Origin of the sequence: Pseudomonas kilonensis (assembly GCF_001269885.1) — a bacterium.
In the GTDB taxonomy this organism is placed as follows: Bacteria; Pseudomonadota; Gammaproteobacteria; order Pseudomonadales; family Pseudomonadaceae; genus Aquipseudomonas; species Aquipseudomonas kilonensis.
Window position 1 is genome coordinate 325,918 of sequence record NZ_LHVH01000035.1, and the last position, 12,236, is coordinate 338,153.

The 12,236-nt window shown below is 60.8% G+C and carries 9 protein-coding genes; 4 read left to right on the plus strand and 5 right to left on the minus strand.

The window, feature by feature from the left end:
• Nucleotides 1-7: 7 nt before the first annotated feature.
• The 4 genes from AD662_RS26900 (at nucleotide 8) to AD662_RS26915 (ending at nucleotide 5,822) form a co-directional block, all read left to right on the plus strand.
• Entirely contained in the window at nucleotides 8-481 is a 474-nt protein-coding gene (locus tag AD662_RS26900; protein WP_053190044.1) for a type III secretion system chaperone family protein, read from the plus strand.
• Nucleotides 482-492: 11 nt separating this feature from the next.
• A complete protein-coding gene (locus AD662_RS26905) occupies nucleotides 493-2,616 on the plus strand; it encodes a hypothetical protein (protein ID WP_053190045.1) in 2,124 nt (707 codons plus the stop codon).
• 355 nt (nucleotides 2,617-2,971) lie between these two features.
• On the plus strand, nucleotides 2,972-5,377 hold the full coding sequence (locus AD662_RS26910) for a penicillin acylase family protein (protein WP_053190046.1): 2,406 nt from the start codon (nucleotides 2,972-2,974) through the stop codon (nucleotides 5,375-5,377).
• A 103-nt stretch (nucleotides 5,378-5,480) separates the two neighbouring features.
• The gene (locus AD662_RS26915; RefSeq protein WP_003206631.1) at nucleotides 5,481-5,822 is read left to right on the plus strand and encodes a carboxymuconolactone decarboxylase family protein; all 342 of its coding nucleotides are present in this window, start codon (nucleotides 5,481-5,483) and stop codon (nucleotides 5,820-5,822) included.
• A gap of 1,009 nt (nucleotides 5,823-6,831) precedes the next feature.
• Here the strand turns inward: AD662_RS26915 and AD662_RS26920 are convergent.
• The 5 genes from AD662_RS26920 to AD662_RS26940 form a co-directional block, all read right to left on the minus strand.
• Nucleotides 6,832-7,719, minus strand: coding sequence for an ABC transporter permease subunit (locus tag AD662_RS26920; protein WP_018610564.1), 888 nt, complete (start codon nucleotides 7,717-7,719; stop codon nucleotides 6,832-6,834).
• Nucleotides 7,716-8,636, minus strand: a complete 921-nt coding sequence (locus AD662_RS26925) for an ABC transporter permease subunit (RefSeq protein WP_018610566.1) — start codon at nucleotides 8,634-8,636, stop codon at nucleotides 7,716-7,718. The genes AD662_RS26920 and AD662_RS26925 overlap by 4 nt, the downstream gene beginning before the upstream one ends.
• A complete protein-coding gene (locus AD662_RS26930) occupies nucleotides 8,633-9,775 on the minus strand; it encodes an ABC transporter ATP-binding protein (protein WP_014340741.1) in 1,143 nt (380 codons plus the stop codon). Before AD662_RS26930 ends, AD662_RS26925 begins: the two co-directional genes overlap by 4 nt.
• A 61-nt stretch (nucleotides 9,776-9,836) precedes the next feature.
• Nucleotides 9,837-10,934, minus strand: coding sequence for a polyamine ABC transporter substrate-binding protein (locus AD662_RS26935; RefSeq protein WP_053190047.1), 1,098 nt, complete (start codon nucleotides 10,932-10,934; stop codon nucleotides 9,837-9,839).
• Between the two features lie 184 nt (nucleotides 10,935-11,118).
• Nucleotides 11,119-12,216, minus strand: coding sequence for a polyamine ABC transporter substrate-binding protein (locus AD662_RS26940; protein ID WP_053182867.1), 1,098 nt, complete (start codon nucleotides 12,214-12,216; stop codon nucleotides 11,119-11,121).
• Between the last annotated feature and the right edge of the window lie 20 nt (nucleotides 12,217-12,236).

Here is a 12,236-nt window from a genome sequence, read left to right on the forward strand (position 1 = left end):
GTCACTCATGGCGTCACCCATCTATTGCAAGCTGATCGATCAGCTCTGCGAACTCACAATGATTCCTACCCCGGCAGCGTTCTACGAGCAGGCGAACCTGTCGGTCAAGGATGTGGACTTTTCCCTGAAGCACACCCCTGGCGTGGGTGAGGGAGACGTCTTTATCTACTGCAGCTTCGGGCCATTGCCGGTGGCGAATCGGGAAGCGGTCCTGCAACGGCTACTGGAAACCAACCTGTACCTGCTGAGCGGCGCGTTCTGCCCTTCCCTGTCTTACAACCGCGACAGCGAACAGGTAATCCTGATCGGCCACGTCCCCCTGGAAACCCTCACGGCCGAGCGCCTGCTCGGGCTGATGGGCGGTGCCGCCGACATGGCGTTGATTTGGCGCGATGGCTACTTCTTCGACGGCGCCAGCCCAAACGACACCGCCAAGCCCACCCCCCGTAGCACCGGGCTCAACAGCGCCCTGTCAATCTAGGAGAGCACGACATGCCAGATTTATCAGTAGGACGAAGCACCAGATCGGCGGCGTTGCACCAGCAGGACGATCGGATCACGCCGGTGGGAACCAGCCTGTCCGGGCAGGTTCGGCCCTCCACCAATCCCCTGGTGCCTTATCACTTCGAAGGACAGGCGACCGACAAGACCCAGCAAACACTCAGGACCCGGCAGCAGCGCCTGACAGGACTGGTCAACAGCCTCGGCAAGAAAAACCCTGAGAGCGACCCCATTGGCTATGCACGTGAGCATATGAGCCTGGAAGGCAAAGTATTGGGCTACGCGCCAGGCACAAGTTATCAAGATGTACAGAAGCATCTCGCCGAACTCGGCGGCACACCGCACCCGATGCTGTCGGGCCACGAAGAAACCGAAGCATTCGTCAAGGACTTCAACGAGTACCTGGGCAAAAACGAGGACGACAGGAAAGAGGACGGCGGTTTCAAAGCCGTCTGGGGCAAACACTGCGAGCGCATGGGTAATACCCTTGGCGCCTATCATTCGTTGTGCCAGGAAGTCATCGATAAAACCCCGGAAGGGAACGATCGCCAGCTGCTGCAAAATAGCCATGAAGCCTTCCGCGGTTATGCCAAAGGTGTCATGCAAGCCATGACGCAAGACATGCCCACGCGCTTGAATACCTTCATGGAAAGCCGAATCGAGCATGCGCAACAAGCGGCGAACAACGAGAGCCTTCCCCCGGCCGCACGCGACCAGGCGAAGGATCAACTGGGCCAGTTACGCGAGGTCCAGGGGGAGCTTGGCGAGTTGCTCAAGACCGATGACGACAAGCCGAACACGCCAAGCGAACTGGCAACGGCGACGAAGAAAAACGAGGTGCTGGACACCGCGCTGAAGAACGTCGCACGCCAGGACTATGTCGCCGACCTCAAGACCAAGAGCGGCTTTGTAACCGGCCTGGCGGTGTTCGCCGGGGCGGGAATCCCGCAGGGCGTGGCGTCTGCGGGTCACTTTGGCGCCATCACTGCGTCGATCGATGAAAAAATGGCGGACGCCTCCTACGGCAAGCATGTCGCGGCGACCTCGACGGTGCTTGGCGCCGCCCACAAGGTGATCAGCGACGGCATCCGCCCATTCGTCCAGGTCGTCGTCGACAAGACCATCGGCGCCGGCCTGGAAAAAGTCGATCCGATGTCGGTCTATCCCAAGGCCTTGCAAGTCGTCACGCAGGACGGACGTCGGGTCGAGAACGCTGGACGCGATGCCCTCAACCTCACACAGGAGCAAAAGCGCAACGACTTCAAGCTCAAACAGAACGCGAATAACTTTGGCACCATGAGCGGTGACTTCACCGGCTACCTCGCCTTCGGTGCCGCCCATGCTGTGCGCGACACCATTGATCAATTCTCCTCGACAAATGCCAGCGGCATCCTCGCCCGCTCGGCGGCATCCGCAGTGGGTGGCTCCTTCATGGCGGGTGGCCAGGCAGTGGCGAAATATGCGCAAACCCACGGTGACGAGGAGATCCCTACCTACCGGGTGACAACGGAAAACCGCAACTGGGGCGAGCTGCTACCCAAGGCGTTTTCCGAAGCGACAGGAAAGCTCAACCCGATCAGCATGACCAACATCAGCGACTACGCCAACCGGATCGTAGGCGTAGGCGAAGGGGTCGCCATGCGTACAGCCGTGGGTGACGCAGCCGCGGTGGGTGAAAACCCGGAAGTGCGGGAAAAAATGGAGCAGATTGTCACCACCTTTTTCTCCTCCGGCCTGACGCTGCTTCCGTTCTTTGCCAACAGCGTGGCGGCACCGCTCGAAAACAAGGCGCTGAGCGGCAAAGATGACCTGACCAAGCGAGCAAACGTACCGCTGCAGAACGTGACAAGTCCAAACCGCGACGGTCTGCCCCACACCCAGCCGGAAGGCTGGCGGCGCGACCTCGAAAATACCTACCACGTGACCCGCGGCCTTACCCAGGTCGTTCCGCAAACCGCTATCGCAGGGCTTAACCTGGGTACCGAATGGGCCCAGAGCCTGGCAACGAGGCCTAAAAAAGCCTCTGGCGATGACATTCAACTGGCAGAGCGAGGCGAAGCGCGGACCCAGGGCGGACCGTCCAACGAACCTGCACCCACTACCCGGCCAAGCTGATGAATTCGCCGGGCCATCCTTCGATGGCTTGACGATCACCGGCTGAAACCACCCCTCTACGCCGGCCGCAGGAGCCTCCTGCGGCCGGCCCTCGCGACACACGCCGACTCACATCCCTTTGCGCTTGGACGACGGCAGACGTGAATGCTGTGCCGATCAACGATAGCCTTCCGATTCGCAGCGCGGCCTCCAACGCCCAGCCGCTGCCCGAAACCTTCCACCGCCTATACTCCCGCCCGCGAGGCGACCTGGAGAAAATCCCTCCGACGGACGATGCGCCGGGAAGCAGCCATATGCTAAACAGGGAATCAACAGCGAGACCATGGGACCGCTGTCACCAGAATAAGGAATCACCATGAAGCGCACCCTCATCGCCTTCCTGTCATTGATCGTCACCGCGATCATCGTCGCGGGCGGCTACCTCTACAGCAAGCAGCCCACCCGCCAAGGCACGGTGCAGTTGCAAGGGCTGCATGGCTCGGTGACGGTGCGCTACGACGAACGCGGTGTGCCGCATATCCGCGCCGAGAACGAAACCGACCTGTACCGCGCCCTCGGTTATGTCCATGCCCAGGATCGGCTGTTCCAGATGGAGATCATTCGCCGCCTCGCCCGTGGTGAGCTGGCCGAGGTGCTGGGGCCGAAGCTGCTCGATACTGACAAGCTGATGCGCAGCCTGCGCATCCGTGAGCGCGCCGCGGCCTATGTGACCGAACAAGACCCGCAATCCCCAGCCTGGCGCGCCATGCAAGCCTACCTGGACGGGATCAACGCCTATCAGGACAGCCACACCCGGCCCGTGGAATTCGATGTGCTGGGCATTCCCAAGCGCCCGTTCACCGCCGAAGACACCGTGAGCGTTACCGGCTACATGGCCTACAGCTTCGCCGCGGCCTTTCGCACCGAACCCCTGCTGACCTATGTGCGCGATGTGCTGGGTGCCAACTACCTGAACATTTTCGACCTCGACTGGCAGCCTCAAGGTGTGCTGGCCGAAGGTCGCAAGGGCGGCCTGCCGCTGGCTGCCGCCGACTGGAAAGACCTCAACGCCCTCGCCCGCCTGAGCGAGCAGGCCCTGGCTGATAACGGCCTGCCGCAGTTCGAGGGCAGCAATGCCTGGGCGGTCTCCGGCAGCCGCACCCACAGCGGCAAGCCGTTGCTGGCGGGTGACCCGCACATCCGTTTTTCCACGCCTTCGGTGTGGTACGAGGCGCACTTGTCGGCCCCGGGGTTCGAACTCTACGGGCAATACCAGGCGCTGCTGCCCTTCGCGACGCTGGGCATGAACAAGGATTTCGGCTGGAGCGTCACCATGTTCCAGAACGACGACCTGGACCTGATCGCCGAGAAGGTCAACCCGGACAATCCCGAACAGGTCTGGTATCGCGACAAATGGGTGGACATGACCCGCAGCGAGCAACAGATCGCGGTCAAGGGCCAGGCACCGGTGACGCTGGTGCTGCGCCAGTCGCCCCATGGTCCGATCGTCAACGATGCCCTCGGTGCGAACGCCGGCAAGACCCCGGTCGCCATGTGGTGGGGATTCCTGGAAAGCCGCAACCCGATCCTCGAGGCCTTTTACCAGCTCAACCGCGCCGACACCCTCACCAAGGCTCGCGGCGCTTCGGCCAAGATCCACGCACCCGGGCTGAACGTGGTGTGGGCCAACGCCAAGGGGGACATCGGCTGGTGGGCCGCCGCACAACTGCCCAAGCGGCCAGCCGGTGTGAAGCCTGGCTTCATCCTCGACGGCAGCAGCCCGGAGGCGGAAAAGGAAGGTTTCTATCCGTTCAGCAGCAATCCGCAGGAAGAGAACCCGGCGCGGGGCTACATCGTCTCGGCCAATTTCCAGCCGGTGCCGGCCAGCGGCATCGAGATCCCCGGTTACTACAACCTCGCCGACCGCGGCCAGCAACTCAACCGTCAGCTCAGCGACAAGCAGGCGAAGTGGGACATCGAAACCACCCAGAAACTGCAGCTGGGCACCACTACCGCCTACGGCCCTCGCCTGCTCGCGCCTTTGCTGCCGGTGCTGCGTGAGGTGGTCAACGACCCACAGGAACGCAAATGGGTGGAACAACTGGCTCAATGGCCGGGCGATTACCCCCTGGACTCCACCAGCGCCACGCTGTTCAACCAGTTCCTGTTCAACCTGGCCGACGCCGCCCTGCACGATGAACTGGGCGACGGTTTCTTCGAAACCGCGCTGTCGACCCGGGTGATCGACGCAGCCCTTCCACGCTTGGCGGCCTCCGGAGATTCATCGTGGTGGGATGACCGCACGACCCTCGGCACGGAAACCCGTGCCGACACCGTGAAAAAGGCCTGGGACAAGAGCCTCACCCACCTGAAGACCACCCTCGGCGACGATGCCACGCAATGGCAATGGGGCAAGGCCCACACCCTGACCCATGGCCACCCGCTGGGCCTGCAAAAGCCGCTGGACCGGATCTTCAACGTCGGCCCCTTCGCCGCACCGGGTACCCACGAGGTGCCCAACAACCTCTCCGCCAAAATCGGTCCGGCGCCGTGGCCGGTGACCTATGGGCCTTCGACGCGGCGCATCATCGACTTCGCCGACCCGACCCACAGCGTCACCATCAACCCCGTTGGCCAGAGCGGCGTGCCGTTCGACAAGCATTACGAGGACCAGGCCGAGGCGTACATAGAGGGGCTGTATCACCAGGCGCACCTGGCCGAGGAAGAAGTGACGGCCAATACCCATGGCACCTTGAAACTGTTGCCGGCCCGGGCGCCCTGAATCGGACGCGCAGGTCTTTTTCATCGCTAACCGGGCTTGATCGTCATGGATGGTCAAGACTACAAGGGCGCAATCCCGCCTTTCCCACTAGGAGTCAAACGCTATGTTCAACAACTGGTCCGAGCTGCTGCCTACCATCAAGAGCGCCTTTGGCGCCCTGGGTAAAAGCAACCCGAAGATGGTCAAGGCCTATATGGCCCTGGACGAAGCCGCGGCTGAAAACGACGTGCTCGATGCCAAGACCCGTGAGCTGATCTCCATCGCCGTCGCCATCACCACGCGCTGTGACGGTTGCATCGGAGTACACACCGACGCCGCCATCAAGGCCGGCGCCACCCGCGAAGAAATCGCCGCTACCCTGGCCACCGCGGTGTCGCTCAATGCAGGTGCGGCGTACATCTACTCCTTGCGCGCGCTGGAAGCCCATGACGCGTTGAAGAAGTGAACGGCCAATAACCTGCCGGCCGTATCGCGAGCAGGCTCGCTCCCACAATGGGATTTGCATTCGGTCGCGGATTTATAGGCGCCCCAAAAACCCTGTGGGAGCAAAGCTTGCTCGCGATGACGGCCTGACATTCAACCTCTTCATTGACTGCCACACCGCTATCGCAAGCAAGCTCGCTCCCACAATGGGATTTGCATTCGGCCGCGGGTTTATAGGCGCCCCAAAAACCCTGTGGGAGCAAAGCTTGCTCGCGATGACGGCCTGACATTCAACCTCTTCATTGACTGCCACACCGCTTTCGCGAGCAAGCCCGCTCCCACAATGGGATTTGCATTCGGCCGCGGTTTTATAGGCGCCCCAAAAACCCTGTGGGAGCAAAGCTTGCTCGCGATGACGGCCTGACATTCAACCTCTTCATTGACTGCCACACCGCTATCGCGAGCAGGCTCGCTCCCACAATGGGATTTGCATTCGGCCGCGGTTTTATAGGCGCCCCAAAAACCCTGTGGGAGCCGAGCTTGCTCGCGATGACGGCCTGACATTCAACCTCTTCATTGACTGCCACACCGCTTTCGCGAGCAAGCCCGCTCCCACAATGGGATTTGCATTCGGCCGCGGGTTTATAGGCAACCCAAAAAACCTGTGGGAGCAAAGCTTGCTCGCGATGACGGCCTGACATTCAACCTCTTCATTGACTGCCACACCGCTATCGCAAGCAAGCTCGCTCCCACAATGGGATTTGCATTCGGCCGCGGTTTTATAGGCGCCCCAAAAACCCTGTGGGAGCAAAGCTTGCTCGCGATGACGGCCTGACATTCAACCTCTTCATTGACTGCCACACCGCTTTCGCGAGCAAGCCCGCTCCCACAATGGGATCTGCGTTTGGCCGCGGATTTATTGGCAACCCAAAAAACCTGTGGGAGCAAAGCTTGCTCGCGATGACGGCCTGACATTCAACCTCTTCATTGACTGCCACACCGCTTTCGCGAGCAAGCCCGCTCCCACAGATTCAGACCGGCGAGGTCTCGGGCCGGCGTACTTCCGGTTGTTTCCAGGAGTCGGCGGCGCTTTCTTCGATGGCTTGCTGGATCGCGCGCTTGCGATTCTCTTCGGCGCGGCGGCTGAAGTACCAGACCAGGAAAGTCACCAGTGACACCGCCAGCAGGATCAGGCTCGCCACGGCGTTGATTTCCGGTTTCACCCCCAGGCGCACCGCCGAGAAGACTTCCATCGGCAAGGTCGTCGAGCCGGGACCGGAGACGAAGCTCGCCAGTACCAGGTCATCCAGAGACAATGCGAACGACATCATGCCCCCCGCCGCCAGTGACGGCGCGATCATCGGGATGGTGATCAGGAAGAACACCTTCCACGGCCGCGCACCGAGGTCCATGGCCGCCTCTTCGATGGACAGGTCCAGCTCACGCAAGCGTGCCGAGACCACCACCGCCACATAGGCCGCGCAGAATGTCGTGTGGGCAATCCAGATCGTGACGATGCCACGCTCCTGGGGCCAGCCGATCATCTGGGCCATGGCCACGAACAGCAGCAACAGCGACAGGCCAGTGATGACTTCCGGCATCACCAACGGCGCGGTGACCAGGCCGCCGAACAGCGTGCGGCCCTTGAAGTGGGTGATGCGGGTCAGCACGAAAGCCGCCAGCGTACCCAGGGCCACCGCGGCAATCGCCGTGTAGCAGGCGATCTCCAGCGAGCGCACCACCGACCCCATCAGCTGGCTGTTGTCCAGCAGGCCGACGTACCACTTGATCGACCAGCCGCCCCACACCGTCACCAGTTTCGAGGCGTTGAACGAGTAGATCACCAGGATCAACATCGGCGCGTAGATGAACATAAAACCCAGCACCAGCATCAGGCTTGAAAAACTGAAGCGCTTCATTCCTTGCCCTCCATTTCTTTGGCCTGACTGCGGTTGAACAGGATGATGGGCACGATCAGGATCGCCAGCATCACCACCGCCAGGGCGGATGCCACCGGCCAGTCTCGGTTATTGAAGAATTCCTGCCACAGCACTTTGCCGATCATCAGGGTTTCCGGACCACCCAGCAATTCCGGAATCACAAACTCGCCCACCACGGGGATGAACACCAGCATGCAGCCGGCGACGATGCCGTTCTTGGACAGCGGCACGGTGATTTTCCAGAAGCTGTTGAAGGTACTCGAACCCAGGTCCGACGCGGCCTCCAGCAAGCTGGAGTCGTGCTTCACCAGGTTGGCATACAACGGCAGGATCATGAACGGCAGATAGGAGTAGACGACCCCGATATACACCGCCAGGTTGGTGTTGAGGATCTGCAGCGGTTCGCTGATCCACCCCATGCTCAGCAAAAAGCCGTTGAGCAGGCCGTTGTTGCTGAGGATCCCCATCCACGCGTAGACCCGGATCAAAATCGCGGTCCAGGTCGGCATCATGATCAGCAGCACCAGCACCGTCTGCATCTCTTTGCGGGCATTGGCGATGCCATAGGCCATCGGATAACCGATCAGCAAGCACAGGACGGTGCTGATCAGCGCCATCTTCAGCGAGCCTAGGTAGGCGGCGATGTACAGCTCGTCCTCGCTCAGCATCGCGTAGTTGGCGAGGTTGAGCAGCACCTGCAGCTTCTGGTCGACGTAGCTGTAGATCTCGGTGTACGGCGGAATGGCGACGTCGGCTTCGGCGAAGCTGATCTTCAGGACGATGAAGAACGGCAGCATGAAGAACAGGAACAGCCAGATGAAGGGCACCCCGATGACCAGTTGGCGGCCACCGGGCGTTATTCGATCGAGTCGGCGTTTGAGTTTGCGCAGGTTCATGAGCGAAGCACCACGCCGCTGTCGTCTTCCCACCAGACGAACACCTGGTCGCCCCAGGTCGGACGCTGGCCACGGCGTTCGGCGTTGGCGACGAAGGACTGCACCAGCTTGCCGCTCGGCAACTCGACGTAGAACACCGAGTGGCCGCCCAGGTAGGCGATGTCATGGACCTTGCCGCTGGACCAGTTGTGCTCACAGGTCGGCTGCTCGGACGTGACCAGCAGCTTTTCCGGGCGAATGGCGTAGGTCACGGACTTGTCCTGCACCGAGGTGCTGATGCCGTGGCCCACGTAGATGTTGCGGTCCAGGTCCTTGCAAGTCAGCACCGCGTGGCCTTCGGCGTCGTCCACCACTTCGGTCTCGAAGATGTTGACGTTGCCAATGAACTCGCAGACCAGCCGGCTGGTCGGGGTTTCGTAGATGTCGATCGGGCTGCCGATCTGGGCGATCCAGCCCAGGTGCATGATCGCGATGCGCTCGGCCATGGTCATGGCCTCTTCCTGGTCGTGGGTCACCATGACGCAGGTCACGCCGACCCGCTCGATGATCTCCACCAGCTCAAGCTGCATTTGCGAGCGCAGCTTCTTATCCAGGGCGCCCATTGGCTCGTCGAGCAACAACAGCTTCGGGCGCTTGGCCAGGGAACGGGCCAGGGCCACGCGTTGACGCTGGCCACCGGAGAGCTGGTGCGGCTTGCGCTTGGCGTATTGGCTCATCTGCACCAGCTTGAGCATTTCAGCCACGCGGGCATCGACCTCGGCTTTCGGGATCTTGTCCTGCTGCAGGCCGAAGGCGATGTTCTGCGCCACAGTCATGTGGGGGAACAAAGCGTAGGACTGGAACATCATGTTGATCGGCCGCTCGTAAGGCGGCATGTCGGTGATGTCCACGCCATCGAGGAAAATCCGTCCCTCGGTGGGCCGCTCGAAACCGGCCAGCATGCGCAGCAAGGTGGATTTGCCCGATCCCGAACCGCCGAGCAAGGCAAATATCTCGCCTTTCTTGATTTCCAGGGACACATCGTCCACGGCAATCGTCTCGTCGAACTTTTTCGTGACCCGGTCGATTTTGACCAACACCTGCTTGGGTGTCTGGTCGCCCTCGAGGGCTTTCTTATAGGCGCCGGAGGCAACTGCCATTTACGAAACTCCCACAGAATTTGCAGTTCGCCCCACGTGGACGAACCTAAGAGTGTTGACGTTATTTACCCGACTTGACCTTGGTCCAGCTGCGGGTCATGAATCGTTGGATCTTGGGCGGCAACTCGGAGTTGACGTAGAGCTTGTCGACGACCGCTTGCGGTGGGTAAACCGCTTCATCGGTGCGCACTTTCTGGTCCATCAGTTCGCCAGCCTTCGGGTTCGGGTTGGCGTAACCGACAACGTCGCTGACCTGGGCGATGACCTCAGGCTTGAGCACATAGTTGATGAACGCGTGCGCCTGCTTGACGTTGGTGGCGTCACGCGGGATCGCCAGCATGTCGAACCAGAGGTTGCCGCCTTCCTTGGGGATCACGTAGGCGATTTCGACGCCCTTGCCGGCTTCGCTGGCGCGTTCGCGGGCCTGGAAGATGTCGCCGGAGAAACCGGCGGCCACGCAGATCTCGCCATTGGCCAGGTCGGAGATGTACTTGGAGGAGTTGAAGTAGGTCACGTAAGGCCGGATCTTGAGGAGCTGGGCCTCGGCCTTCTTGTAGTCTTCAGGGTCTTCGCTGTTGGGGTTCAGGCCCAGGTAATTGAGCATCGCCGGGATCATCTCGTCGCCCGAGTCGAGGAACGAAACACCGCAGCTGGACAGCTTCTTGATGTTTTCCGGCTCGAACAGCATGGCCCACGAATCGATCTTGTCGACGCCCAGGACTGCCTTGATCTTCTCGACGTTGTAGCCGATGCCGTTGGTGCCCCACAGGTAAGGCACGGCGTACTGGTTGCCCGGGTCGTTCTTTTCCAGGCGTTTGAGCAGCACAGGGTCGAGGTTGGCGTAGTTGGGCAACTGCGCCTTGTCGAGCTTCTGGAACGCCCCGGCCTTGATCTGCTTGCCCAGGAAGTGGTTGGACGGCACCACCACGTCATAACCGGTACGCCCGGCCAGCAACTTGCCTTCCAGGGTTTCGTTGGAGTCGAACACGTCATACACCGGCTTGATGCCAGTGGCTTTTTCGAAATCCGCCAGGGTGGTCTCGCCGATGTAGTCCGACCAATTATAAATATGCACGGTGGAGGCGGCCTGGACGCTGACGGCGAGCGTCAGGCCGGCACCGACCAGCAAGGCGTTACGTAACAAAGAAAAGACTGGCACGTGGAGGTCCTCTTAAATAGTTGGGCCCAAGTTGCCCCCGTTACTTGGCCAAGAGAGGCCCTGCAACAAAACCGGCGCGCAACTTACCCTCGATAAACCGATCCAGCAAAACTTTTAGTTATTTAATTGCTCCTGTTGCCGCCGCCGCGATGGCAGCGACAACAGGAGTATGCTTCAGGCCGGCTTATTTACCGGATTTGATCTTGGTCCAGCTGCGGGTCATGATCCGCTGGGTCGCGGCGGGCAGGTCGGCAATCGCGTAAAGCTTGGCTTGCACGTCTGCCGGCGGGTAGATGCCCGGGTCGCTGGTGATTTCCTTGTTGACCAGCGGCGTGGAGGCCGCGTTGCCGTTCGGGAAGCTCACGATATCGGTGATTTCAGCCATGATTTCCGGCTTATGCAGGAAGGTCATGAACTTGTAGGCACCCTCGACGTTCTCGGCATCCTTGGGGATGGCGACCATGTCGAAGAAGCTGCCAGCACCTTCCTTCGGAATGTTGTAGCTGACTTTAACCTTGCCGCCGGCTTCGGCCGCGCGGGACTTGGCCTGGTAGATGTCGCCCGAGTAGCCGACCGCTACGCAGATGTTGCCGTTGGCCAGGTCGGAGATGTACTTGGAGGAGTGGAAGTAGCCGATCGAAGGACGGATCTTGAGGAACAGTGCCTCGGCTTCAGCCAGTTGTTTCTTGTCCTGGCTGTCGGTCGGGTAGCCCAGGTAGTGCAGTGCCACCGGGATCATCTCGGTCGGCGAGTCGAGGAAGCTGATGCCACAGGCTTTCAGCTTGGCCGCGTTTTCCGGTTTGAACAGCAGGTCCCACGAGTTGGTCGGCGCGTCGGCACCCAGCGCGGCCTTGACCTTCTCGGCGTTGAAGCCGATGCCGATCGAACCCCACATGTACGGGAAGGCGTGTTCGTTGCCCGGGTCGCTCACGGAAACGGCCTTGAGCAGGTCGGTGTTCAGGTTTTTCCAGTTGGGCAACTTGGACTTGTCGAGTTTCTGGTAGACCCCGGCCTTGATCTGCTTGGCCAGGAAGTTGTTCGACGGCACCACGATGTCGTAACCGGACTTGCCGGCCAGCAACTTGGCTTCCAGGGTTTCGTTGCTATCGAACACGTCGTAGACGACTTTGATCCCCGACTCTTTCTCGAACTTGGCGACGGTGTCCGGCGCAATGTAGTCGGACCAGTTATAGACGTGCAGCACTTTGTCGTCCGCCTGAACAGCGCCCGCCATCACGCCCATCAGGGACATGGCGAGGAGGGTCTTGCCAGCTATCTTCATACCTAATGCCTTCATGAAAA

Bases quoted from the DNA above. Each gene is read 5' to 3' on its own strand.
- AD662_RS26905 (WP_053190045.1), top strand. From the start codon at position 493: ATGCCAGATTTATCAGTAGGACGAAGCACCAGATCGGCGGCGTTGCAC.
- AD662_RS26915 (WP_003206631.1), top strand. From the start codon at position 5,481: ATGTTCAACAACTGGTCCGAGCTGCTGCCTACCATCAAGAGCGCCTTT.
- AD662_RS26925 (WP_018610566.1), bottom strand. From the start codon at position 8,636: ATGAACCTGCGCAAACTCAAACGCCGACTCGATCGAATAACGCCCGGT.
- AD662_RS26940 (WP_053182867.1), bottom strand. From the start codon at position 12,216: ATGAAGATAGCTGGCAAGACCCTCCTCGCCATGTCCCTGATGGGCGTG.
- AD662_RS26900 (WP_053190044.1), top strand. From the start codon at position 8: ATGGCGTCACCCATCTATTGCAAGCTGATCGATCAGCTCTGCGAACTC.
- AD662_RS26910 (WP_053190046.1), top strand. From the start codon at position 2,972: ATGAAGCGCACCCTCATCGCCTTCCTGTCATTGATCGTCACCGCGATC.
- AD662_RS26930 (WP_014340741.1), bottom strand. From the start codon at position 9,775: ATGGCAGTTGCCTCCGGCGCCTATAAGAAAGCCCTCGAGGGCGACCAG.
- AD662_RS26920 (WP_018610564.1), bottom strand. From the start codon at position 7,719: ATGAAGCGCTTCAGTTTTTCAAGCCTGATGCTGGTGCTGGGTTTTATG.